Source organism: Bradyrhizobium sp. CCBAU 45321 (genome assembly GCF_028128975.1).
GTDB classification, from domain to species: domain Bacteria; phylum Pseudomonadota; class Alphaproteobacteria; order Rhizobiales; family Xanthobacteraceae; genus Bradyrhizobium; species Bradyrhizobium yuanmingense.
Window position 1 is genome coordinate 24,664 of record NZ_LFKZ01000111.1, and the last position, 23,048, is coordinate 47,711.

Sequence of the window (23,048 nt, forward strand, 5' to 3'; positions counted from 1 at the left end):
GGACAAAGGTTGCGGGCCGGCGCGCAATCCTCTCTTATTTCCGCCTCAACTTTGCCGTTGAAGACGCGGGCCATGATTTCCGTATTCCTTCGCACCCTTTCGGCAGGCGCCGTGCTGCTTACCAGCCTCCTCGCTTTGCCCGAGCGTGCCGCCGCGCAGGACGCCGGCACCATGCAGATCAGCTGGGAGGTGCGTAACCGCTTCCGGCTATTCCGCGAGGAGCGTGATTTCCTGCTCCATGTCGAGAACGCGCGTAACCGCAGCATTCTGGCCGCCGAGCAGTCGCTGGAGCTCCAGAGCGAGGGCCGCGGCTGGGCCCGCAACATGGTCAACCGGCTGTGCATCGATCTGCAGGGGCGGGTCAACCAGCCCTGCACCCGCGACAATGTCAAAGAGAACTACATCACGCCGATCGACCATCCGGTGACAGTGCGCCTGACCGGTGCGGTGCCGGTCGGCGCCACCTGCGCCTGGTCGTTCGATGACGGCGACGGGCCGCAGAGCTCGACCTTCGACTGTGCTGAGCCGGTCAATTTGCGCGTCCGCTACGGCAAGCAGACGGTCGCGACCGTCGATGTCTCGGCCGGCTCCGATCCGACCCAGCGGGTCCAGACCGAGATCCAGGTCCGCGACATCTTCATCGCAGGTCTAGGCGACAGCATCGCCTCGGGCGAAGGCAACCCGGACCGGCCACTGGCGCTGTCGGACGAAGGTTTTTGCTTCCGCTCCTATCTCGGCACCGCCGGCGAGCAGTACTATCGGCCGAGCCGCCACGGCTTCAAGGGCGGCCGCGCCTGCGAGGCGCCGGATACGCTCGCCAACTGGCAGCGCTACAGCGCGCTCTGGTTCAATGCGCCGTGCCATCGATCGCTCTACAGCTATCAGGCGCGCACCGCGCTGGCACTCGCGGTGCGCTACACCCACATCGCCGTGACCTTCCTGCCGCTCGCCTGCACTGGCGCCAGCATCGTCGACGGGCTGCTCGGCTCGCAGCGCGCCCGCGAATGCCCGCCCGGCAAGACCGGCGTCTGCAACACCAGCGTGAACGCGCAAGTCGCCGAGCTGCGGGAAGCCGTCACCGCGGCGAAGAAGCGCCAGCCCGATCGCACGCTCGATCTCGTGCTGCTCTCGGTCGGCGCCAACGACGTCTATTTCTCCGGCCTGGTCGCCGACGTCATCGTCGAAACCGCCACCGAGCGCGCGCTGTTCCGCCGCTCCGGCGTGATGGCAAGCGTCGACGATTCCCGCGATGCGCTCCAACGCGAGCTGCCGCAGGCTTTCGTCAAGCTGCGCGAGGCGTTGAAGCCGCTGGTCGGCGGCGACCTCTCGCACGTGGTCTATGTCTCCTATGCCAATCCTGCACTCGCCGACGGCGGCGCGCCCTGCCGCGGCGGCCGGGCCGGCTTCGACATCCACCCGTCCTTCAATGCCGATCCGCAGCGCCTTTCCCGCGTCTCCGCCTTCGTCGACAGCGAATTCCTGCCGCAGCTGAAGGGGCTCGCCACCTGCACCCGCGGTGCGCTGTGCCGCGATCCCGAAGCCGACCGCATGACCTTCGTCGATGCGCACCAGGCCGCGTTCGCCGAGCACGGCTTCTGCGCCCGTTCCGGCAACGATCCCGAATTCGACCGCAGCTGCTTTGCCGCGAACGGCCAGAGCTTCGATCCCGACATCGTCAGCGCGGCGAGCCAGCCGATGCTGTGCGGCCGCGGCGCCTCGGAATACCGCGCCTACCTGCCCCGCGCGCGCTGGATCCGCGACGCCAATGACAGCTATTTCGCCGCGATGACCTATCCGCAAGGCCTGCCGGCGGCGAGCCAGCCGACCGACATCCACGATGCGGCCTGGGGCGTGCTCTCCGCCGTCTATGGCGGCGCGGTGCATCCGAGCGCCGAGGGCCATGCCGCGATGGCCGACGCGGCGCTGCCGGCGGCGAGCGCCGTGCTCGGTCTCGACGCCGTGCCGCCGAACGTGACGCGCGGACTGCTGCCGCAGTTGCTGCCCAGCGCGCAGCAATAGCGCGCGCTGCCTCCACACACCCACCGTCGTCGCCCGGCTTGACCGGGCGATCCAGTACTCCGTGACAGCAGTGATTGAATCGAGACGCCGCTGCGTACTGGATTCCCCGCCTTCGCGGGGAATGACAGCGCTGGTTTGATAGGGTTTCCCAACACCGATCATCCCCCACTTCGCCGTTCCATCGATCCAAAAACAGCATCGATCGATACTGCCTTGAACTTGGACACTTCGCCGCGCGCACCTCTAGGACTCGTGTCGGGCAAACGGCCGAGGCTTAAGAGAGGCGCGTGATGAGCGCAGTGGCGTCCGCAGCGGACGTCAGGCGGTCTCGCATCAGCCTGTTCCTCCTGAGGGCTCCCATGGGAGAGCCTGACCAGGCAACTCAACGGCGGCCCACAAGGCCGCCGTCTTTGTTTTGGGGGTGATCGATGCTAGAAGTGCCGGGGAAACGCCTTATTCATCTAAGGCATGTATCGATGTTCGACCTCAACCAGCTCCGCTGTTTCGTCACGGTGGCGGAGGAATTGCATTTCGGCCGCGCCGCCGTGCGGCTCAACATGACGCAGCCGCCGCTGTCCCGGCAGATCCAGGTGCTCGAGCACATCATCGACGCGCCGCTCTTGGAGCGCACCAGCCGCTCGGTACGCCTCACCCCGGCCGGGCGCAGCTTCCTGCCGGAGGCGCGGCGCATCCTCAAGCTTGCGGAAAGCGCCTCGCAGGTGGCCCGCCGCATTGCGCTCGGCAAGACCGGCTCGCTGAAGGTCGGCTTCACCGCGGCCGCGGCCTATGGCTTTCTGCCCGAGCTCATCGCCGCCTGCCGCGCCAAATTGCCGGAGGTCGATTTCTCTCTGAAGGAGATGGTATCGGGCGACCAGTTCGAGGCGCTGACCTCGGGCCAGATCGATGCCGGCCTGCTGCGGCCGCCGATCGCGCGGCCCGAGCTTGCCAGCCGCCGCGTCGTCGCCGAGCCGCTGCTCGCGGCGATCCCGAAGAAGCATCCGCTGGCGAATGCCGACGGCATCACCATCAAGGATTTCGACGACCAGCCCTTCGTGATGTACTCGCCCTACGAGAGCCGCTACTTTCACGACCTCCTGGTGGCGCTGTTCACCCGCGCCGACGTGCTGCCGCGCTACGTCCAGCATCTCAGCCAGATCCACTCGATCCTCGCGATGGTGCGCGCCGGCCTCGGCCTCGCCATCGTACCGGCGGCAGCGGCGAGCCTGAAGATCTCCGACGTCCGCCTGCGTCCGCTGAAGCTGCGCACGCGCGTTCCGGTCGAGCTGTTCATGGTGTGGCGGCGCGAGGACGAGAACCCGTTGCTGTCGGCCCTGGTCAAGATCGCCGGCGAATTGTCCTCCGCGGAGCTGGCGGAGGATTGATGCTCAATCCGCATCGGTCGATATAGGCTTTGGCTTGGACGCGTATCGAACGGTCTCCTAAACCACGGCGCATGGACGTGCGGCCTCTGCTTGCGTCCTCCGCAACACGAGAAGGGAGCGCCCATGAGCAAGATGACCCCGCAGGAAATGGCCCAGAAGATCGGATCGGGCCTCCTGTCCTTCCCCGTCACGCCGTTTAGGGTGGACTATTCCTTCGACGAGGCGACCTATCGCGCCAACATGGACTGGCTGTGCGGTTATGACGTCGCAGGCCTGTTCGCCGCGGGCGGCACCGGCGAGTTCTTCTCGCTGACGCCATCAGAGGTTCCGCAGGTCGTCAAGGTCGCCGTCGACGAGACCAAGGGCCGCGTGCCCGTGCTCGCCGGCACCGGCTACGGCACCGCGATTGCCCGCGAGATCGCCATCGGTGCGGAAAAGGCAGGCGCCGACGGCCTCCTGCTGCTGCCGCCCTACCTCACCCATTCCGAGCAGGAAGGCCTTGCCGCCCATGTCGAGGCGGTCTGCGCCGCCGTGAAGATCGGCGTCATCGTCTATAACCGCGACAACGCCATCCTCCAGCCCGACACGCTCGCGCGCCTTGCTGAGCGCTGCCCGAACCTCGTCGGCTACAAGGACGGCATCGGCGACATCGAGCTGATGACCCGCGTCTACACCAAGCTCGGCGACCGCCTCACCTATGTCGGCGGCCTGCCGACCGCCGAGACCTTCGCGCTGCCCTATCTCGACATGGGCGTGACGACCTATTCCTCGGCCGTGTTCAACTTCGTGCCGGAATTCGCCACCAACTTCTACGCCGCGGTGCGCAAGCGCGACCACGCCACTATCCAGGCCGGCCTGAAGGATTTCATCCTGCCGCTGATCGCGATCCGGAACCGCAAGAAGGGTTACGCGGTCTCGATCATCAAGGCCGGCATGAAGGTGATTGGCCGCGATTCCGGCCCGGTCCGTCCGCCGCTGACTGATCTCACCGAGCAGGAGATGGCGGAGCTGACCGCACTGGTGCAGAAGCTGCCCGCCGCACGATCGTCACAACAGGCTGCAGAATAATAAGACGACACGGAGGAGCCTGCGATGGCCCAGACTGAGATTTCCGGCGCACCTGTTATCACGGCGATGCAGGTGATCCCGGTCGCGGGCCGCGACGGCATGCTCCTCAACCTGAGCGGCGCGCATGCGCCGTTCTTCACCCGCAACATCGTCATCCTCACCGACAATGCCGGCCACACCGGCGTCGGCGAGGTGCCGGGCGGGCAGAAGATCTGGCAGACGCTCCAGGACGCCCGCGACCTCGTGATCGGAAAGACGGTCGGCGCGATGAACAACATCCTCGCCGATATCCGTACCGCCTTCGCCGACCGCGACGTCGGCGGACGCGGCAAGCAGACCTTTGATCTTCGCGTGATGATCCATGCGGTCACCGCGATCGAATCCGCGCTGCTCGACCTGCTCGGCCAGCATCTCGGACTGCCCGTCGCAGCACTGCTTGGCGAAGGCCAGCAGCGCACCAGCGTCGAGACGCTCGGCTATCTCTTCTTCGTTGGCGACCGTCGTAAGTCGAAGCTCGACTACGTCACGGGCGAGACCGGAAAGGCGGAATGGTTCAATCTCCGCCACCAGGAGGCGATGACGCCCGAGGCCGTGGTGCGGCTCGCGGAGGCGACCCACGACCATTACGGCTTCGCCGACTTCAAGCTCAAGGGCGGCGTGCTCCGCGGCGAGCAGGAGATCGAGGCGGTTACCGCAATCGCAAAACGCTTCCCCAGCGCGCGCGTCACGCTGGACCCCAACGGCGCCTGGTCGCTGGATGAGGCGATCAGCCTCTGCAAGGGCATGCATGGCATCCTCGCCTATGCCGAGGACCCCTGCGGCGCCGAGGCCGGCTTCTCCGGCCGCGAGATCATGGCCGAGTTCCGCCGCGCCACCGGCCTGCCGACCGCCACCAACATGATCGCGACCGATTGGCGGCAACTCTCCCATGCGCTGCGGCTCGGGGCGGTGGACATCCCGCTGGCCGATCCCCATTTCTGGACGATGCAAGGCTCGGTGCGCGTGGCGCAGACCTGCCGTGACAACGGCCTGACCTGGGGCTCGCACTCCAACAACCATTTCGACATTTCGCTTGCCATGTTCACCCATGTCGGCGCCGCCGCCCCCGGCAAGGTCACCGCGATCGACACCCACTGGATCTGGCAGGACGGTCAGGCGCTGACAAAGGAGCCGCTCAAGATCAAGGGTGGCAAGATCGCCGTTCCGGACCGCCCGGGCCTCGGCATCGAGATCGACCGCCCCGCCATCGAGGCCGCGCACGAGCTTTATAAGAAGCATGGACTCGGCGGGCGGGATGACGCTATGGCCATGCAGGACTTGATCCCCGGCTGGACGTTTGACGACAAGCGTCCCTGCCTCGTGCGTTAGAAACGTTCCCCTGGAGGAAAAAGATGACAGCGATCCTGAAGAACTTCATCGGCGGCGAATGGGTCGACGGCTCCGGCGTCACCAGGAACATCAACCCCTCCAACACCAATGATCTCGTCGGCGAATATGCCAAGGCCGACAAGGCGCAGACCGAGAAGGCGATCGCCGCCGCGAAGGCCGCCTTCCCCGCCTGGGCACAGTCGACCCCGCAGGCGCGCTACGACGCGCTCAACAAGATCTCGACTGAAATCCTCGCCCGTAAGGAAGAGCTCGGCCGCCTGCTCGCGCGCGAGGAAGGCAAGACCCTCCCCGAAGGCATCGGCGAGGTCGCCCGCGCCGGCCAGATCTTCGCGTTCTTCGCCGGCGAAGCGCTGCGCCTGATCGGCGAGAAGGGCGCCTCGGTGCGTCCCGGCCTCGACGTCGAGCTCACCCGTGAGCCGGTCGGCGTCGTCGGCATGATCACGCCCTGGAATTTCCCGATCGCAATCCCTGCCTGGAAGATCGCGCCGGCGCTTTGCTACGGCAACACCGTGGTGTTCAAGCCGGCCGAGCTGGTGCCCGGCTCGGCGCATGCGCTGTCCGAGATCATCACCCGCTCCGGCATTCCCGCGGGCGTGTTCAACCTCGTCGTCGGCTCCGGCTCGGTCGTTGGCCAGACCCTGCTCGAGCATCCGGACGTCGCCGCGATCTCCTTCACCGGCTCGGTGCAGACGGGACGCAAGATCGCGCAGGCCTGCGTGCTCTCGAACCCCATGAAGAAGTTTCAGCTCGAGATGGGCGGCAAGAATCCGCTGGTCGTGCTCGACGACGCCGACCTCAAGACCGCCGTCGAGGTCGCCGTCAACGGCGCTTATTTCTCGACCGGCCAGCGCTGTACCGCCTCCTCGCGTCTTATCGTCACCGAGGGCATTCACGACCGCTTCGTCGCCGCCATGGCCGAGCGCCTGAACAGCCTGTCGGTGGACGATGCGCTCAAGGCCGGCGTGCATATCGGCCCCGTGGTCGACCAGAACCAGCTCGACCAGGACCTGCGCTACATCAAGATCGGCCAGGACGAAGGCGCCAAGCTCGCCTTCGGCGGCGAGCTGCTGAAGCGCGAGAATCCCGGCCACTATCTCCAGCCGGCGCTGTTCACCGAAGCCAACAACAACATGCGCATCGCGCGTGAGGAGATTTTTGGTCCGGTCGCCGCCGTCATTCGTGCGAAGAATTACGAAGAGGCGCTCGCCATCTCCAACGATACCGAGTTCGGCCTCGCCTCCGGCATCTGCACCACCAGCCTGAAATACGCATCGCACTACAAGCGCAACAGCGAGTCCGGCATGGTGATGGTCAATCTGCCGACCGCCGGTGTCGATTATCACGTGCCGTTCGGTGGCCGGAAGGGCTCGAGCTACGGCGCCCGCGAGCAGGGCTCCTACGCGCGCGAGTTCTACACCACGGTGAAGACGGCTTATACGTTCCCGGGCTGAGATATCGTTGAAATTGTAGGGTGGGTTAGCGCAGCGTAACCCACCTCTTCTGCTTTCCGCAGATACAGACATTGGTGGGTTACGCCGAGTGATTGCGCTCCGCGCTATCACGGGGCTAACCCACCCTACACTTCGGAGTCCTCGATGGACCAGGACGTCGCAGCGAAAGAGCAGCCCCGCTACATCAAGCTCAACGAGCGCGACAATGTCGCGATCGTGGTCAATGATTTCGGGCTCCCCGCCGGCGCGCGCTTTGCCAGCGGCCTGACGTTGCGCGCCTTCGTGCCGCAGGGACACAAGACCGCGCTGGTCGACATCGCGGAAGGCGAACCGATCGTCCGCTATGGCGAGATCATCGGCTACGCGCTGTCGCCGATCCTGGCCGGCGAATGGGTCGACGAGGCGCGCATCCGCATGCCGGAGGCCCCTGCCCTCGACAAGCTCGAGATCTCGACCGCCGTCCCCGCACCGCTGCCGCCGCTCGAAGGCTTCACCTTCGAGGGCTACCGCAATCCGGACGGTTCGGTCGGCACCAAGAACATCCTCGGCATCTCCTCCTCCGTGCAATGCGTCAAGGGCACGATGGAATATGCGGTCAAGCGCATCCGCGCCGAGCTGCTGCCGAAATATCCGAACGTGGATGACGTCGTGCCGCTGACGCACGCCTATGGCTGCGGCGTCGCCATCACCGCGCCCGACGCGGTGGTGCCGATCCGCACTCTGCAGAACCTCGCGCTCAACCCGAATTTCGGCGGCGAGATCCTCGTTGTCGGCCTCGGCTGCGAGAAGCTCGCACCCGAACGCCTGGTGCCGGAAGGCGTGGGTGACGCGATCATCCGCATGCAGGATGAGGCTTTCGACGGCTTTGGTGCGATCGTCGAGGCGATCATGACCCAGGCCGAGGCGCGGCTGAAGGTGCTCAACACGCGCAAGCGCGAGACCTGTCCGGCGTCCGACCTCGTGATCGGGCTGCAATGCGGCGGCAGCGATGCCTTCTCCGGCGTCACCGCCAATCCCGCCGTCGGCTTCGCCGCGGACCTCCTGGTGCGCGCCGGCGCGACCGTGATGTTCTCGGAAGTGACTGAAGTGCGCGACGCGATCCAGCTGCTCACTCGCCGCGCCATCAACGAGGACGTCGGCCGCGCGCTGGTGCGCGAGATGGCTTGGTACGATTCCTATCTCGCCCGCGGCGGCGCCGACCGCAGCGCCAACACCACGCCCGGCAACAAGAAGGGGGGCCTTGCCAACATCGTCGAGAAGTCGCTCGGCTCCATCGTCAAGTCCGGCTCGAGCGCCATCACCGGCGTGCTCTCGCCCGGCGAGAAGGCGACGCAGAAGGGCATGCTGTTCGCCGCGACACCCGCCTCCGACTTCATCTGCGGCACGCTGCAGCTCGCCTCAGGCATGACGTTGCAAGTGTTCACCACCGGCCGCGGCACGCCCTATGGCCTTGCTGCAGCACCGGTGATCAAGGTCGCGACGCGCAGCGAGCTGGCGCGGCGCTGGAAAGACCTGATCGACTTCGACGCCGGCAAGATCGCAACCGGCGAGAAGACCATCGAGGAGACCGGCTGGGACCTGTTCCGCCTGATCCTCGATGTCGCCAGCGGCCGAACCAAACCCTGGTCGGACCGCTGGGGCATCCACAACGACCTCACGCTGTTCAATCCCGCGCCGGTGACCTAAAGCGTTCCGAGCGAAGTGGGTCCCGGTTCGCGTCAAGAACCGTCACTGCCCCTCGATCAAGTGCATGTCGCCCAGCGTGAGCGGCAGGCTTCGGACGATGAGATTCGCGATCGCCGCACGCAGCCGTTCGCTCGAACCCGCGTCCTCGAACGTCGCTTCGATCGGTCCGCTCGGGCCGGCGATCCGCACCGTTCCAGTGTTGTCGAGCGGCGCGGCCGCCCTCTTCTCGATCACGTCGAACGACTTGCCCTCGATGATGCGAACCTCGTACAACGCGTGGATCAGTCCGTAATCCGCAAGCAGCGTCCGATACTCGGCGAATCCGACGCCCTCGACGTTGCGGCCGTTTCCAAGCTTCGATCTCGCCCGGGTGATGACGATATACGCGTCCAGTCCCTGCGGCGTGACATCGCTGCGAACCAGCTCCTTGAACGGGTCGCTCCGCAGCAGATTGACCGGGGCGACCGCCGAATCCCTGATCGCGGCGAAGGCCGCGCGCCGGTAGCTCACCGGCTGCACATGAAACCGTCCGCTCAGTAGCTTCGTCGCCTGCTGGACGATCAGCTCGTCCAGCCCCCATGCGCCGATCGAGGCGGTCTGCGCGGCGTTGTCGAGCCCGGTCAGGCCGGCTCGCGTCAGGCTGATCTCCTCGCCGATCGCCGAGATGATGCCGACGGTCTTGATCGCCTGGAGCCGGCTCGCACGCGTTTCGAACGCCGCGGCGGCACCGAGCGCGACGCTGGCGATCGCGCAGGCGAGAGTTAGGATGATCTTGCCGCGCATGGTCTATCGGATCCTGAAATCGAACGAATAGGACGCACCGAGACCGACGGTGGTCTGGTTCGAGGATCCCCGCAGCTTCACCAGTGGGCTGTCCGCGACATCGCCGAGCAGCTTCTGGTACTCGACATAGGCGTGGACCTCCCACTGCGGGTTGATGCGGTAGGAGATCTGGCTGCCGAAACCGACCGAGTGCGCACCGCCCCTGGCATCGTATCTCGGAAGCCCCGATGCCAGTGCCTGCGTGTCTGTGACGCCGAAATATGGCGCAGTGGCATTGGCGCTCTTCCAGGTGAAGCGCGGGCCGGCCGAGATCGTCAGCCTTTGAATCAGCGGCACGATGACGTCGGCAGACACATCCGCGACGGTGCCGGTATGGCCGCCCATGCCCTGGCGCAACTCGCTGCGCAGGCGCAGCCAGTCGACCGGATAATACTCCACGAAGCCGCCGAGCTCATAGGCGGCGTCGACATTGCCAAGGCCGGTCAGCTCGGCATATTTGTCGGCCTTCCTTGAGGCGACGTATTTGAACGCGGGGCCGGCGCGAAAATTGCCGACGTCGAGCAGCGCGATGCTGGCGCTGTCGCGCGGTCCGCGAAACTGGTCGATCGATCCGGCGCGGCGGATGGAGAAGATCGGGATCGGAAAAAACTTCCCGTTGTTCGATCCGACGAACTCGGGCTTGTACTCACCGCCGATGCCGACCATGACGGTCCAGTTTCCCGACGGCGAGGGCAACATCGGCAGCTCCAATGGCGGCGCTGGCAGCGTGAAGGCGGTCTGCGCCGAGACTGATGGCGCAGTTGCCATGATCGCACCGAGTGCGGTGAGACAGGCGGTCGTCCGCCGCACAATCGCCGTGAGGCGGAGAGCGGCTTCTTCGAAATCATTCATTGCGGGGCCCCGGACCGGCCTTGCAGGCCAAGTCGACTGTTGTGGTTAGGAGCCACAGCATCTGGTCCGGCAAAATTGCCCCAAGATTGCAAGGTGCGATCGGATGCTCCCAGGGCCATGTCTGGCGCTGGCAGGCACGCCCGCCGGCTCAACATTGCCCCAACATTGCACCACCGCGATCACGCCCTCAAAAACGTGACGAGCCGTGCCCGCGAGCTCACTCGGTCCTGCCTTTTATTCGCCAAGCTCGCCGCCTTTATGGGAACCCTCGCGCACGAGCCGAAGCGCCAGACTTCGGCCAGGGAGCGTCACGGTCAGGGTTTTGTTGCCCCAGCAGAGTCAAGGACGACCCGCGTGCGCTCCCTCGTGATCGAAGACGAACCACAGATCGGCGCCTATGTCAGCCGGCTGCTCGGGCAATTGCACGGCATCGTCGACCTCGTCGGCTCGATCGCCGATGCCCGCCAGGCACTGAACAATTTCAAGTATGATCTGGCGATCGTCGACCGGATGCTACCCGACGGAGATGCGCTCCAGGTGGTCACGGCGCTGAGCCAATCGGCGGAGCGGCCCGCAATCATCATGCTGACATCCAAGGACGCCAAGGAGGATGTCGTCGAAGGGCTCAACGGCGGGGCCGACGATTATCTCGGCAAGCCGTTCGAGCCGCAGGAGCTGCTTGCGCGCGTGCGCGCGGTGCTGCGCCGGCCTCGGCTGCTGGCCCCATCGGTGCTGTCGCTCGGCAACGTCGAGCTGCACCTCGGCAGCAACGAGGCGGTAGTCGCCGACACCAGGATCCTGCTGCGCCGGCGCGAGGCGCTGATCCTGGGGGCGCTGCTGATGCGGCGCGACCGCGTCATCACCCGCGCCGCCCTGATCGAGGAGATCTACGGCTTCGACGACGAGATCGAGTCCAACACGCTCGAGGCGCAAGTCTCGCGCTTGCGCAAGAAACTGGCCGAACTCGGCGGCGACGTCGAGATCCGCAGCATGCGGGGCATCGGCTACATCCTGCGGCTGGCAACGCCGCGATGAAGTCAATCGCCCGAACCTTTGCGTTCTCGCTCGGTATCGCCGCCACCACGATCTTCCTGATCATGCTTGGCCTCTTCATATGGCGTTACCCGACGGAGGAGCGCGAGTTCAGGGCGTGCCAGGTCGTAGCGGCCGTTCTCGATCGCGCGACGGTGATCGAAGGGCAAAGACTGATAATACGTTCGACTCCTGCGCTCGAGGAATTGAAGCTGGACAGCCCAAACCTCTGGTACGTGGTGTCCGCGGGCGACCTGCTCAGCGAGTACGGCAGCGAACACCGGCCTCCCCTTCCCTTCGTGCTGCCCTACCACGGGCCCATCGGCTCGTCCGTTTTCAGCACGCTCGACCAGAAGAGCACCTTCTGTCTTTCCGCCGTGCAACGGGGCCCGTTGCGGCTCGCGATGATGGTCGGCGAGCCTCAGGTTCGCTTTGGCCGGATTGCAAGGACTTTCCTCCTCCGCAGGGTCTTTTCGATCGCCCTGGTGGCGCTGGCCTTTGCCGCGACCGTCGCCATCGGTTCAGCGCTTGCCGCACGTTTCGTCTCTCGCAGCATCGAGCGGGTGGCGCGTCGCGCGCTCGCGATCGACCCCTCGGCGCCGCAAGGTTTGATATCGCTGTCGGAGGTCCCTCGCGAGTTGAAGCCGCTGGTCGAGGCGCTGAACCGCGCTTTCGGCGAGATCGACGCCTATATCAGGATGCAGCGCCGCTTCCTCGGCAATGCCGCCCATCAGCTTCGCACGCCGCTGACGCTGCTGCGCGCCAAGATCGAGGACGTGCCCGAGCCGGCCCTGAAGGCCGAGCTGGTGCGCGACGTCCGCCGGCTGACCTCGCTGGTCTCCGCGATGCTGGACCTGGCGCGATTGCAAAATCATGCGATCGAGAAGCGGCCGATCGATCTTGCCCAAATCACGCTGGACGTGCTGGCCGATTTCAGCCCGTCGGCGCTGGACGCCGGCATCGAGCTTGCGCTGGAGCACGATGGAAGAGGTCCCTTCGTGGTGCAGGGCGTAGACGCTGCGATCCGAAGTGCACTTGCCAATCTCGTCGGCAATGCGCTCATCCACGCCCATGGCGCGCGGCGCATCGTCGCCACGATCGGCTGCGATGGCGTGGCTATTCACGATGATGGGGCGGGCCTGCCCGATGGCGCCGAACACAGGCTGACCGAGCCGTTTCAGACCGGCAACGCCGCAGGTGCAGGCGCCGGTCTCGGCCTGTCGATCGTCCGCGAGATCATGGCGGCGCATGGCGGGGAGTTGGTCGTCGCTTCCGCGCCCGGCTACGGCACGACGATGCGCCTGCGCTTTGCCGCGGCCGCCGCGCTGGCGAGATCTGCGCAGTTCGATCTGCAAGAGCATTGAGCGGGCGCATCGGCGCTTTTCGCGAAACCGTCCGGAAACATTGGCGCGGAAAACGTCTTCCGCGTTTCGTCCCTTCGCATCACGCAATTAATATCTGCGCCGAAGACAACGGGAATGTTCCCGCCCGGGCGAACCTGTTCCGCCATCGCGGCGACCAAACCTCCGATTGACATCTTCCACGGAGATTTTCCAATGCGTGTTCTCTCGATGATTGCCGTTGCCGGCGCCATGATTGCGAGCTCTGCCGCCGCGTTCGCCAGCGAGCTTCCCTCCTACGAAGTGACGTCGTTTCCGATCACGACAACGCAAGTGCAGGTGCTCGGCGGCGCCGGCGTCCAGGAGCAGTCTGCGAGCCCCGCGATGATCGTCGCCGCCATGCCGGCCTCGCCCGTGCAGGTCGCCGTGCTGTCGCCGCGGATCAAGCAGCTCGCGAGCGCGGATTCGAACAACCAGGCGCGCTAAGCCTGGCGTTGTCGTTCCGGCTCGGCGCTCCGCGCCGGCCGGAATGGCACGCGCGTCTACGTCATGCTGCCCGGCATGAAGCAGCGCACGCGCGGATGGCCGTCGATATAGTGCTTCCACACCATGGTGCGGCCGATCTTGTTCGGCACGGTGATCACGGCGCCGTCGGGCACCACGACCCACTCGTCGTCGATGCGCACGCGGTAGCGACCGCGATCGGACTCCCAATCGACGTCGGCGATGACGTAGCCGTCGGCATCCGAGCAGCATTGCCCGAACTCGCTACGCAGACTCTCGAACCAGGGTTTCAGGGGCGAGTTGGCGAAGCGGCCGTCGTCGCGCGCCAGCGCCGAATGCGTCACAACCGCCAGCCCCAGCAGCACGGCGGCACACTGTCTTGCAGGTTTCATGTGGTCTCCGCGGTCGAAGTGATCACCGCGGGGCAAACGCTGCCGTCCGCCTTCCGCATGGTGCGCGGCAGGCGTGGAGACGGCGACTCGCTCCCCCAGCAGCTTTGCCGACAGCTATGCAAATCCGGCGCCAGCGCGCATTCCGGGGAACTACTGGAGGGCGCCCGAGGCACGTTCGTCCTTCGGCGAAGGTGCCCGCACAGGCTGGAGACCCTGCGCTAGGGCCTTTGAGACCGCGCGGCGCGCGGCTTGCGCCTTTACTGCTTTGCCGGCGCCATCATCGCGCCGCCCTTCTTCGCCGCGGGCGCCGGTTGCTTGGCGGCTGCAGCCTGCGCGGGCAAGTATTTTGCGACGATGGCCGGATCGACCTGCGCGATGTTGGCATCAGGCAGGCGCGTCCAGGTCTCGTCCTTGCCGAGCAGCGCGATGCCGAGATAGCCGCGCAACGTCAGGGTCTGACCGTCGGGGCTGACCCGCATGTTGGCCTTCCAGATCTGGCCGTCGCGCGGATTGAGCACGTTGCCGCCCTCGTACTTCAATCCTTCGCGCTTCATGTCGCGGACGAAGGAAATGCCGAGCACCCGAGCGTTCTTGCGATCGTCGGTGCACTTGGAGCAGACCTCATTCGGGTCGTCGGTTGGCCGCGGGAAGGTCTTGGCGATCACGCCTTCGAAGACGCCGTTGCGATCGACGAAGAGGAACCATCCGACCGTCCTGCCGTCTTCGACCTTCTGCCAGAGGCCCGCCGCCGTGGGCTCGGCGGTCTGCGCCGCGCACGGCGTCACGATCGCGAGCGACAATGCGAGCGCCAGGAAGGAGAGCAGCCGAAAGCTGGAAACGAGAGTCCGCATTATGATCACCTTGCTGAGCCAATCACCTTTGCTGAGCCAAGACTTCGCAGAGCCAAACTGTGCTAAGCCAAAAACCTGGCCAAGCCTATGACCGGAATGGCCGTAGACTACGGCGATTTCACGAACGGTTCCAGCACCAGAAACATGGGGCATCGCCGCCCCGAACGCTTCCGTCAGTTGACACCGAGCTTCTTTTGCAGGCTGGAGGACGAGGTCGTGTACTGGAACACGAGCCGCTTCTCCGGATAGACATAACGATGGGCTTTTTGCGACATCAGCGCGCCCTCGTGGAAGCCGCACAGGATCAACTTGATCTTGCCGGGATAGGTGTTGATGTCGCCGATCGCGAAGATGCCCGGCACATTGGTCTCGAACGCGGACGTCTCGACCGGCACCAGATTGTTCTCCAGCGCGATGCCCCAATTCGCGACCGGGCCGAGCTTCATGGTCAGCCCGAAGAACGGCAGCATGGTGTCGCAGGCGATTTCGGTGACGCTGTTGTCGTTGCCCTTGACGGTCGCGCCGGTGAGCTTTCCGTCAGCCCCGGAGAGCGCGGTGACCTGGCCGAGCCGCAGATCCATCTTGCCGCCGGCAACCAGCGCGCGCATCTGCTCGACACTATGGGGCGCGGCGCGAAACTCGTCGCGCCGATGCAGCAGCGTGATGCGCTTCGCAATCGGATGCAGATTGAGCGTCCAGTCGAGCGCGGAATCACCGCCGCCGACGATCAGCACGCTCTTGTCGCGGAACGTCTCCATCTTGCGCACGGCGTAATGCACCGAGGTGCCTTCATAGGCCTCGATACCCGGTACCGGCGGGCGCTTGGGCTGGAACGAGCCGCCGCCGGCCGCGATCACCACCACCTTGCATTCGAACACCTTGCCGGCATCCGTGGTGCAGCGAAACAAGGGATCGCCGATCTTCTCCACGGTCTCGATCATCTCGCCAAGATGGAAGGTCGGATGAAACGGCTTGATCTGCTCCATCAGCGCGTCGGTCAGCCCCTGCCCCGAAACCTGGGGAATGCCGGGAATGTCGTAAATCGGCTTTTCCGGATAGAGCTCGGCACACTGGCCGCCGACCTTGTCGAGGATGTCGACGAAATGCGCCTTCATGTCGAGAAGGCCGAGCTCGAAGGCGGCGAACAGACCACAGGGCCCGGCCCCAATAATCAGCACATCGGTTTTGATCACGTCGCTCATGTCGTCTCTTTATCGATCGTTATCGGTTGGACGGCGCCCGTTGGGCAGAGGTGACCCTGCCTGTCTAGCCAACGGGGATGGAACAGGAAAGGCATAAAAGCGGGATCGCCCCGCCGCCGCGCCCACTTGCCGGGCCAAAATAACTGGGCTGTAACGAGGATGGATATGACGGAGATCAATCGGTGAACGCGCCAGCCCGCCTCGACACGACCCCGCGCCTTGAGGACTTTCCGTTTCGCCTCAGCGACAACGTCCGGTTCGGCGACCTAGACCCGAACCAGCACGTCAACAACGCGGTCTATGCCACATATTTCGAGACCGGCCGTGTCACGCTGATGAAGCTTCCCGAATACGGGCTGACCCCGCCGGGGCTCGCCTGGATCATGGTGCGGCTCGACATGCATTTTCGCGCCGAGCTGCACTGGCCCGGCTCGATCGAGCTCGGCCTCGGCGTGGTCAAGCTCGGGCGAACGTCGGTGACATTCGAGCAGGTCGTGTTCTCGAACGGCACGTGCATTGCGTCGGCGACGTCGGTCGGCGTCCTGCTCGACGAGGCGACGCGGCGACCGGCGCCGCTGACCGCAGAGGTGATCGAGAAGCTCAGACCCTGGCACAAGCGCGGCATCGAGGTCGCGCCGCCGAGCACCTAGTCGACTTGGACAGTCTGCTTGGAGACGATCAGGCCTGGCGCTCGGGCGTCGCCACGACGAGGCCGTCGAGCTCGTCGGAGACCTTGATTTGGCAAGACAGGCGCGAATTCGGGCGCACGTCGAAGCCGAAGTCGAGCATGTCCTCTTCCATCGGCGTCGGGCTGCCGACCTTCTCGCGCCAGGCTTCGTCGACATAGACATGGCAGGTTGCGCAGGCGCAGGCGCCGCCGCATTCGGCCTCGATGCCGGGAATGCTGTTGCGGATCGCAGCTTCCATCACGGTTGCGCCGTTCTCGATTTCCACCGTGCGGGTTTCGCCCTTGTGGTCGACAAAGTGAATCTTGGCCATGTGTGCTCGTGCTGCCGCGGTGCTTTGAATGAAGGAGGGTCCCGGCTGTCCTATAACGGGTCGGTCAGCCCGGCGCCATAGCGTTTTGAAGCCAAATGATTCCCGCTTTGCGGGAAGAAAACGCGTCAAAACAAGCGACTAGAGCCCGGCTCCGATCGTATCGGCTCAACGCTTCAGCATCGCCGCGATGGCAGCGCGGGCCTCGGCCACCGACTCTTTCAGCGCGGCGAAGGCGTAGGGCCGGCCATGGCCGGTCCGGATCGCAGTCTCCAGGCTGGCAGCGGCATCAGCGACCGCAAAGGCGCCGATCCCGCGCGCCGAACCCTTGAGCTTGTGCGCAAGCGTGCCGGTCTCGGCCGGCAATGCCGTCATCGCCGCGAGCAGGCGGGCCGCCTGCTCCGCGAACATGGCCAGCACTTCCTGCTCCAGCTCAGCGTCGCCGAGCGTCATTCGGGAGAGGTGATCGAGGTCGAGCGGGCTGTCGATGGGCGCAAGCGGGGGCGAAGGCATCCAGTCCATCCCTTGCAGTTCAGGCGTCATGGCGCAGGCCCCGGCTTCGCGCGACGGCCGCCGGTCCGGCGGTCAGATTCCCCTCACCCAAGCATGGAAATGGTTAACGAAATGTTTGGGGGATTTGACGCAGATCCGCCGGTTTATTGACGAAAAGTTGCCGCAATTGGCCGAGTCCGGTTGAGAATTGCGTTGATTGCTAAGGCGTTACGGCGCGATCCTGTTAACGATGATTAAGAATGTCTTAATCGCGGGCATTTCATTCGCGACGCTCTGCCAATAGGATGTTGCAGAAATTGGCGGACAAGCCGTCCGGGTGGGGACGGCTCGGAGATCCGCGCAAGCGGCATGATCCGGTCTGTGGGCTTGCGCCGCGCGCAGGGCTCGCGGGGGGACGCGTACAAGTAACGAGGGCTCGGACTGAACATGGCGAACACTCCGAAAAAGGTCAAAGACCCTACAGAAGTTGCGCTTTCTGCAATCCAGGAAGCTCTGAACATCAGCGACACCGCGGCCGATACCAGCCGCAACGCCGCAATGCGCAACGAAGCGGCGCCCCCGGTGCCGCCGGCCGCGCCTCCGGTCTTCGACGAGCCGAGCTTCGAGCCGCGCCCCGCCGCCAACGAGCGCTCGACCGTGTTCGACCCGGTCGAGGAGCCGCGCGCCGCGCGCCGCGCTGCCAACGACGATCGCGAGACCATCGGCCAGTTGCTCCAGGCGCTGCAGAAGGGCCGCCCTGCGCGCAGCGTCTACACCTTCGCCACCATCTTCGCCGGCATCTGGCTCGCCGCCTGCGCCGCGTTGACCGTCGGCTTCCTGCCCTCGATCCAGGCCGCGATGGGCCAGAGCGGCGGCGTGCTCGTGATCGCCGGCCTCGTCGCGATGTTCTTCGCGCCAGTCATGCTGTTCTACTTCCTCGCGAGCCTCGTCTGGCGCGGCCAGGAAATGCGCATGATCGCGCAGGCGATGGCGCAGGTCGCGATCCGCTTCTCCGAGCCGGAAGGCTCGGCCTCCGATTCCATGGTCACCGTCGGCCAGGCCATCCGCCGCGAGGTCGCGGCGATGGGCGACGGCATCGAGCGTGCGATCGCGCGCGCCGGTGAGCTCGAGACGCTGGTCGCCAACGAGGTCGCCGCGCTCGAACGCGCCTATTCCGACAACGAGGTGCGCATCCGCGCTTTGCTCCAGGACATCGCGCATCAGCGCGACAACCTGGTCGGCCAGGCCGAGCAGGTTCGCAGCGCCATTTCCGGCGTGCAGATCGACCTGCGCCACGACATCGCGCTGATCTCGGACGCGATCGCCTCCCGCGTCGACGAAGTGGCCAAGTCGATCACCGGCGCTCTGGAAGAGCGCGGCGCCCACATCACTCAGGCGCTGAGCAATGCCGGCGACAACATGATCCTGGCGCTCGGCGAGCGCGGCGGCGACCTGCTCGACCGTCTCGAGGAGGCCAGCAACGAGACCACGCGCGCCGTGCTCGACGCCAGCGAGCGGCTGACCACCAGCCTCAACTTCAAGACCGGCCACGTCCACGACGAATTCGTCGACCTCGCCGACCGCGTCCACGAGATGCTGAACGAGCGCATCGACCGCATCACCGGCGAGTTCGAGCAGCGTTCCGCCGCGATCGTCGACGGCATCTCCGAGCGCACCGAGCAGGTGCACGATTCCTTGAAGAACTCGTCGGACTCCCTGCTGCTCGAGCTCGAGCTGCGGTCCAACGACATCTCCGCCAAGATCGACGACGCCGGCAACCGCCTCGCCGGCCAGATCATGACGAGCGGTGACAAGGCCAGCGAGGCGCTCGACGCCACCGTCAACGCCCTGGTCGCCAAGGTCGTCAGCCAGACCGAGACCGCGCACGATTCGCTGTCGCTGCAGATGAGCGCGTTCGACGAGCTGGTGCGGAACCAGGGCACCGAGCTGGTCGAGAAGTTCGCCCGCGACTCCGGCACGCTGGGCGCGCTGATCACCCGCCACATCTCCGAATTCGACCGCACCGTGAAGACCTTTGGCGGCGAGATCGTCGAGCGCATGGGCCAGCGCACGCAGGATATCGCCGAAACGCTGAAGACCTATGTCGACGATTTCGACACCCGCTTCACCTCGAACGGCGGCCAGATCACGGCGGTGCTCGACCAGCGCCTCGCGCAGTTCGAGACCACGATCGGCGAACGTGTCGGCAATATCGATGCCTCGCTGAACGGCAAGATCGCCAGCCTCGACGGCACCATCCAAGGCCACATCAGGACCTTCGACGAGCAGCTCGTCGGCCGCGTCGCCGCGCTCGAGCTGTCGTTCGACAGCCGCGCGAAGTCGATGACCGCGACCATCGACGGACGCATCAACACGCTGGCGAACTCGCTGACCGACGGTGCCGCGCAGGCGATCCAGTCGATCGACTCCCGCCTCACCTACCTCACGACGACGCTCACTGGCGGCGCAACGCAGGCCATCGAAACCATCGATGCGCGCCTCAACCACCTCACGAGCTCGCTGACCGACGGTGCATCGCAGACCATCCAGACGATCGATACCCGCCTGACGCATCTCACGACGACGCTCAGCGGCGGCGCGACGCAGGCGCTCGAATCCATCGATTCCCGCCTCACCTACCTGACCACCGCGGTAACGAACGGCGCCTCGCAGGCGGTGCAGTCGATCGATACGCGGCTGACCCTCCTCACCTCGACCCTCACCGACGGCACCGCGCAGGCGATCGAGGCGGTCGATCGCCGCATTACCGGGGTTGCCGAGATCATCGACGGCCGCAGCACCCATCTGACCGACACGGTCACCGCGCGTTTCCAGGAGATCCAGCAGGCAATCGAGACCAAGGTCGGCTCGGTCGCCAGCGACATCGACGTGCGCGTGGCACAGTTCGAAGACCTGCTCGGCTCGCGCGTCGAGGCCGTCGCCGGCCGCATCGAAAGCAGCGGACGCCAGGCCAGCGAGGACATGATGTCCCGCGCCGAGATGATCTCGACCGCGATCCGCTCGCATGTCGAGGACGCCGAGCGCTCGCTCACCAACCTCGTCGTCAACACCAGCGAGACCATCCAGACCGGCGCGCGCACCGCCCAGCAGTCGCTGCTGACGGTCTCCTCCGATGTCAACGCCCAGCTCAAGATGACCTCTGCCGAGGTCGAGCAGGCGCTGACCGCAGTCGGCACCGGTGCGGCGAACTCGATCCTGACCAGCGCGCGCGAAGCGCAGTCGACGCTGGTTGCGGCCTCGGGCGAAGCCTCCAACCAGATCAAGGGGCTGGCGGCCGACGTCGAGCGCACGCTGTCGGCGGCGGGCTCCGCCACCGCGGCCTCGATCCTGGCCGGCGCCCGCGAGGTGCAGACCACGCTGGTCACGGCGTCCTCGGATGCGGCGAGCCAGGTCAAGACGCTCACCGCCGACGTGCAGCGCTCGCTGTCGATGGCCGGCACCGCCACGGCGGAGTCGATCACCGCCGGCGCCCGCGATGCGCAGAGCACGCTGATCGCGGCCTCGACCGAGACCGCAAACCAGATCAAGGCGCTGTCCTCGGACGTGCAGCGCTCGCTGACGATGGCGGGCACCTCGACGGCCGAGACCATCATGAGCGGCGCCCGCGAGGCTCAGAGCACGCTGGTGACGGCGTCCTCGGACGCGGCGAGCCAGGTCAAGTCGCTCGCGGCCGAAGTGCATCGCTCGCTCTCGCAGGTCGGCCAGACCACCGCCGAGACGATCACCACCAGCGCCCGCGACGCCCAGAGCACCCTTCTTGCTGTCTCCGCAGAACAAACCAGCCAGGTCCGTTCGCTCGCGGCCGAGATGCAGCGCGCGCTGGCGACCGCCGGCGGCGCCACCATCGAGGCGCTGACCAGCGGCGTGCGCGAGGCCCAGGGTACGCTGATCTCCGCGTCGACCGATGCGGCGGGCCAGATCAAGTCGCTGACGGCGGACATCGAGCGCACGCTGACCGCGGTCGGCGCCGACACCGCCTCGACCATCCTCAACAGCGCGCGTGAAGCCCAGATCTCGCTGACCTCGACCTCGGCCGATGCCGCGAGCCAGATCCGCACGATCTCGACCGAGATCGAGCGCACGCTGAGCGCGGCCACCGCCAACGCGACCAACGACATCCAGACCAGCGCGCTCAACGCCCAGAACGCGCTGATCTCCGCCTCCAACGAGGCGAGCTCGCGCGTCAAGTCGAGCTCGGCCGACGTCGAGCGCTCGGTGCTCGCCGCCAGCTCCAGCTTCGGCCAGGCCATGACCGGCAAGACCGACGAGATCGTCACCTACGTGCAGCAGCAGGCCGACCGCCTGTCGAACATGATCGACGCCAAGCGCGGCGCACTGGTCGACGCGATCGGCTCCAAGACCAGCCAGCTCACGCTCGACATTGACCGCGTCACCTCCGACGCGCTGAAGTCGATCGAGACGCGCGGCCAGGCTTTCTCGCAGACCATGATGGGCAACGGCTCGGAAGTCGCCCGCACCATCAACGCGGCGAGCGAGGTTGCCACCAGCGCCGTCGGCAAGTCGCTCAAGGACCTCGAGCAGGCCTCGCGTTCGGCGATCGACCAGTCGCGCCAGGTCTCGATCGCGGCCGTCACGGAGATGCAGGAGACCAGCAAAATCCTGCGCACCGACACGGTCGCCCTGTTCGAGCGCCTGCGCGAAGGCAACATCCTGCTCCAGGAGGTGCTGACCGGTGCGCACGACAACCTCAACTCGCTCGAGCGGGCGCTGGTGACCCGCGTCGCCGACTTCGTCTCGGCAATGAACGACGTCACCTCGCGCAACGGCGCTGCGACGCAGAACCTGGAAGAGCAGCTCAACGTCTTCAACAGCAAGACCACGAAGGCGCTGCAGGATCTCGGCGAGCTGTCGACCCAGTTCGACAAGCATGGCCAGGCGCTGGTCGAGGCCGCGCAGGTCGTCGAGCAGAGCAACAAGAACACCACCGCCTCGCTCGCCGAACGCAAGCAGGCGCTGGAATCGCTCGTCACCACGATCGACCTGCGCACGGCCGATCTCGACCAGCGGCTGTCGCGCTTCACCGGCCTGCTCGATGAATCGCTTGCCGCGGCCGAAGAGCGCGCCCGCGACATCGCCCGCGTCGTCGCCGAGACCGCTGGCGCCGGCTCGGCCGCGATCACCCGCCAGTTCGAGGCGGTGCGCGCGGCGTCCGAAGAGGAGCACCGGCAGACCATCGAGGCCATGCACGACATCTACCGCCAGACCACGGACGAGGCGGATACGATGTTCAAGCAGTCGACCGAGAAGTTCACCAACCTCGTCGCCAGCATGAAGCAGATGGCTCTCGAGATGCACAACGAACTCGAAGCCACCCGCAACGAGCTGCGCCGCGGCGTACTCGAGATGCCGCAGGAGGCCGCCGAGAGCACGGCGCAGATGCGCAAGGTGATCGTCGACCAGATCGAGGCGCTCGCCGAGCTCAACCGCATTGTGGCCCAGCACGGCCGCGGGCTCGACGTCACCACGGCGGGCCGCGCCAGCGTGCAGCGCCAGGAAGAGCCGGTGCTGGCCGCCGTCGGCGGCCGGGC

Annotated in this window: 18 protein-coding genes; 11 read left to right on the top strand and 7 right to left on the bottom strand. The window is 65.9% G+C overall.

Going from position 1 to position 23,048, the window contains the following annotated elements; genetic code table 11:
• The first annotated feature begins 72 nt into the window (after positions 1–72).
• The 6 genes from ACM43_RS13325 (at position 73) to garD (ending at position 8,995) form a co-directional block, all read left to right on the top strand.
• A complete protein-coding gene (locus ACM43_RS13325; RefSeq protein ID WP_271540530.1) occupies positions 73–2,019 on the top strand; it encodes a hypothetical protein in 1,947 nt (648 codons plus the stop codon).
• A 476-nt stretch (positions 2,020–2,495) separates the two neighbouring features.
• Entirely contained in the window at positions 2,496–3,401 is a 906-nt protein-coding gene (locus tag ACM43_RS13330) for a LysR substrate-binding domain-containing protein (RefSeq protein ID WP_109143167.1), read from the top strand.
• 123 nt (positions 3,402–3,524) lie between these two features.
• Entirely contained in the window at positions 3,525–4,469 is a 945-nt protein-coding gene (kdgD, locus tag ACM43_RS13335; protein ID WP_271540535.1) for a 5-dehydro-4-deoxyglucarate dehydratase, read from the top strand.
• A 24-nt stretch (positions 4,470–4,493) separates the two neighbouring features.
• Positions 4,494–5,837: a glucarate dehydratase gene (gene gudD / locus ACM43_RS13340; protein WP_271540537.1), complete on the top strand. Its 1,344-nt coding sequence runs from the start codon at positions 4,494–4,496 to the stop codon at positions 5,835–5,837.
• Between the two features lie 23 nt (positions 5,838–5,860).
• Entirely contained in the window at positions 5,861–7,309 is a 1,449-nt protein-coding gene (locus tag ACM43_RS13345; RefSeq protein WP_057028773.1) for an aldehyde dehydrogenase family protein, read from the top strand.
• A gap of 144 nt (positions 7,310–7,453) precedes the next feature.
• The gene (garD, locus tag ACM43_RS13350) at positions 7,454–8,995 is read left to right on the top strand and encodes a galactarate dehydratase (RefSeq protein ID WP_225150666.1); all 1,542 of its coding nucleotides are present in this window, start codon (positions 7,454–7,456) and stop codon (positions 8,993–8,995) included.
• A gap of 42 nt (positions 8,996–9,037) precedes the next feature.
• Here the strand turns inward: garD and ACM43_RS13355 are convergent, their stop codons facing one another.
• Positions 9,038–9,778: a hypothetical protein gene (locus ACM43_RS13355; protein ID WP_225114191.1), complete on the bottom strand. Its 741-nt coding sequence runs from the start codon at positions 9,776–9,778 to the stop codon at positions 9,038–9,040.
• A 3-nt stretch (positions 9,779–9,781) separates the two neighbouring features.
• A complete protein-coding gene (locus tag ACM43_RS13360) occupies positions 9,782–10,669 on the bottom strand; it encodes a MipA/OmpV family protein (RefSeq protein ID WP_271540544.1) in 888 nt (295 codons plus the stop codon).
• 354 nt (positions 10,670–11,023) lie between these two features.
• On the opposite strand from ACM43_RS13360, the gene ACM43_RS13365 reads away from it, so the two are divergent.
• From ACM43_RS13365 to ACM43_RS13375, 3 genes are all read left to right on the top strand, one after another.
• Positions 11,024–11,704 (top strand): response regulator transcription factor, encoded by a 681-nt coding sequence (locus ACM43_RS13365; protein WP_036015597.1) that lies wholly within the window; start codon positions 11,024–11,026, stop codon positions 11,702–11,704.
• The gene (locus ACM43_RS13370; protein WP_271540548.1) at positions 11,701–13,065 is read left to right on the top strand and encodes a sensor histidine kinase; all 1,365 of its coding nucleotides are present in this window, start codon (positions 11,701–11,703) and stop codon (positions 13,063–13,065) included. Before ACM43_RS13365 ends, ACM43_RS13370 begins: the two co-directional genes overlap by 4 nt.
• A 192-nt stretch (positions 13,066–13,257) precedes the next feature.
• A complete protein-coding gene (locus ACM43_RS13375) occupies positions 13,258–13,527 on the top strand; it encodes a hypothetical protein (protein WP_271540550.1) in 270 nt (89 codons plus the stop codon).
• A 56-nt stretch (positions 13,528–13,583) separates the two neighbouring features.
• Here ACM43_RS13375 and ACM43_RS13380 read toward each other — a convergent pair whose 3' ends face one another.
• From ACM43_RS13380 to ACM43_RS13390, 3 genes are all read right to left on the bottom strand, one after another.
• Positions 13,584–13,937, bottom strand: a complete 354-nt coding sequence (locus ACM43_RS13380; protein WP_271540552.1) for a hypothetical protein — start codon at positions 13,935–13,937, stop codon at positions 13,584–13,586.
• A 257-nt stretch (positions 13,938–14,194) separates the two neighbouring features.
• On the bottom strand, positions 14,195–14,788 hold the full coding sequence (locus ACM43_RS13385) for a DUF2147 domain-containing protein (RefSeq protein WP_157280838.1): 594 nt from the start codon (positions 14,786–14,788) through the stop codon (positions 14,195–14,197).
• Between the two features lie 173 nt (positions 14,789–14,961).
• Positions 14,962–15,990 carry an NAD(P)/FAD-dependent oxidoreductase gene (locus ACM43_RS13390; RefSeq protein ID WP_271540555.1) on the bottom strand — a complete coding sequence of 343 codons (1,029 nt, stop codon included), beginning with the start codon at positions 15,988–15,990 and terminating at the stop codon, positions 14,962–14,964.
• A 182-nt stretch (positions 15,991–16,172) separates the two neighbouring features.
• Between ACM43_RS13390 and ACM43_RS13395 the strand changes: the two genes are divergently transcribed.
• The gene (locus ACM43_RS13395; RefSeq protein ID WP_225114188.1) at positions 16,173–16,640 is read left to right on the top strand and encodes an acyl-CoA thioesterase; all 468 of its coding nucleotides are present in this window, start codon (positions 16,173–16,175) and stop codon (positions 16,638–16,640) included.
• A gap of 28 nt (positions 16,641–16,668) precedes the next feature.
• Here the strand turns inward: ACM43_RS13395 and ACM43_RS13400 are convergent, their stop codons facing one another.
• Positions 16,669–16,989 carry a 2Fe-2S iron-sulfur cluster-binding protein gene (locus tag ACM43_RS13400; protein WP_008143731.1) on the bottom strand — a complete coding sequence of 107 codons (321 nt, stop codon included), beginning with the start codon at positions 16,987–16,989 and terminating at the stop codon, positions 16,669–16,671.
• Positions 16,990–17,154: 165 nt separating this feature from the next.
• Positions 17,155–17,529 (bottom strand): Hpt domain-containing protein, encoded by a 375-nt coding sequence (locus ACM43_RS13405; RefSeq protein WP_271540558.1) that lies wholly within the window; start codon positions 17,527–17,529, stop codon positions 17,155–17,157.
• 396 nt (positions 17,530–17,925) lie between these two features.
• Here ACM43_RS13405 and ACM43_RS13410 point away from each other — a divergent pair.
• A partial coding sequence (locus tag ACM43_RS13410) for an apolipoprotein A1/A4/E family protein (protein WP_271540560.1) occupies positions 17,926–23,048 on the top strand: 5,123 nt, incomplete at its 3' end.

What these genes read in the sequence shown, in the direction of transcription:
- ACM43_RS13375 (WP_271540550.1), top strand. Translation starts at nt 13,258, where the DNA reads ATGCGTGTTCTCTCGATGATTGCCGTTGCCGGCGCCATGATTGCGAGC.
- ACM43_RS13400 (WP_008143731.1), bottom strand. Translation starts at nt 16,989, where the DNA reads ATGGCCAAGATTCACTTTGTCGACCACAAGGGCGAAACCCGCACGGTG.
- ACM43_RS13325 (WP_271540530.1), top strand. Translation starts at nt 73, where the DNA reads ATGATTTCCGTATTCCTTCGCACCCTTTCGGCAGGCGCCGTGCTGCTT.
- ACM43_RS13405 (WP_271540558.1), bottom strand. Translation starts at nt 17,529, where the DNA reads ATGACGCCTGAACTGCAAGGGATGGACTGGATGCCTTCGCCCCCGCTT.
- garD (WP_225150666.1), top strand. Translation starts at nt 7,454, where the DNA reads ATGGACCAGGACGTCGCAGCGAAAGAGCAGCCCCGCTACATCAAGCTC.
- gudD (WP_271540537.1), top strand. Translation starts at nt 4,494, where the DNA reads ATGGCCCAGACTGAGATTTCCGGCGCACCTGTTATCACGGCGATGCAG.
- ACM43_RS13355 (WP_225114191.1), bottom strand. Translation starts at nt 9,778, where the DNA reads ATGCGCGGCAAGATCATCCTAACTCTCGCCTGCGCGATCGCCAGCGTC.
- kdgD (WP_271540535.1), top strand. Translation starts at nt 3,525, where the DNA reads ATGAGCAAGATGACCCCGCAGGAAATGGCCCAGAAGATCGGATCGGGC.
- ACM43_RS13330 (WP_109143167.1), top strand. Translation starts at nt 2,496, where the DNA reads ATGTTCGACCTCAACCAGCTCCGCTGTTTCGTCACGGTGGCGGAGGAA.
- ACM43_RS13390 (WP_271540555.1), bottom strand. Translation starts at nt 15,990, where the DNA reads ATGAGCGACGTGATCAAAACCGATGTGCTGATTATTGGGGCCGGGCCC.
- ACM43_RS13385 (WP_157280838.1), bottom strand. Translation starts at nt 14,788, where the DNA reads ATGCGGACTCTCGTTTCCAGCTTTCGGCTGCTCTCCTTCCTGGCGCTC.
- ACM43_RS13345 (WP_057028773.1), top strand. Translation starts at nt 5,861, where the DNA reads ATGACAGCGATCCTGAAGAACTTCATCGGCGGCGAATGGGTCGACGGC.
- ACM43_RS13360 (WP_271540544.1), bottom strand. Translation starts at nt 10,669, where the DNA reads ATGAATGATTTCGAAGAAGCCGCTCTCCGCCTCACGGCGATTGTGCGG.
- ACM43_RS13370 (WP_271540548.1), top strand. Translation starts at nt 11,701, where the DNA reads ATGAAGTCAATCGCCCGAACCTTTGCGTTCTCGCTCGGTATCGCCGCC.
- ACM43_RS13380 (WP_271540552.1), bottom strand. Translation starts at nt 13,937, where the DNA reads ATGAAACCTGCAAGACAGTGTGCCGCCGTGCTGCTGGGGCTGGCGGTT.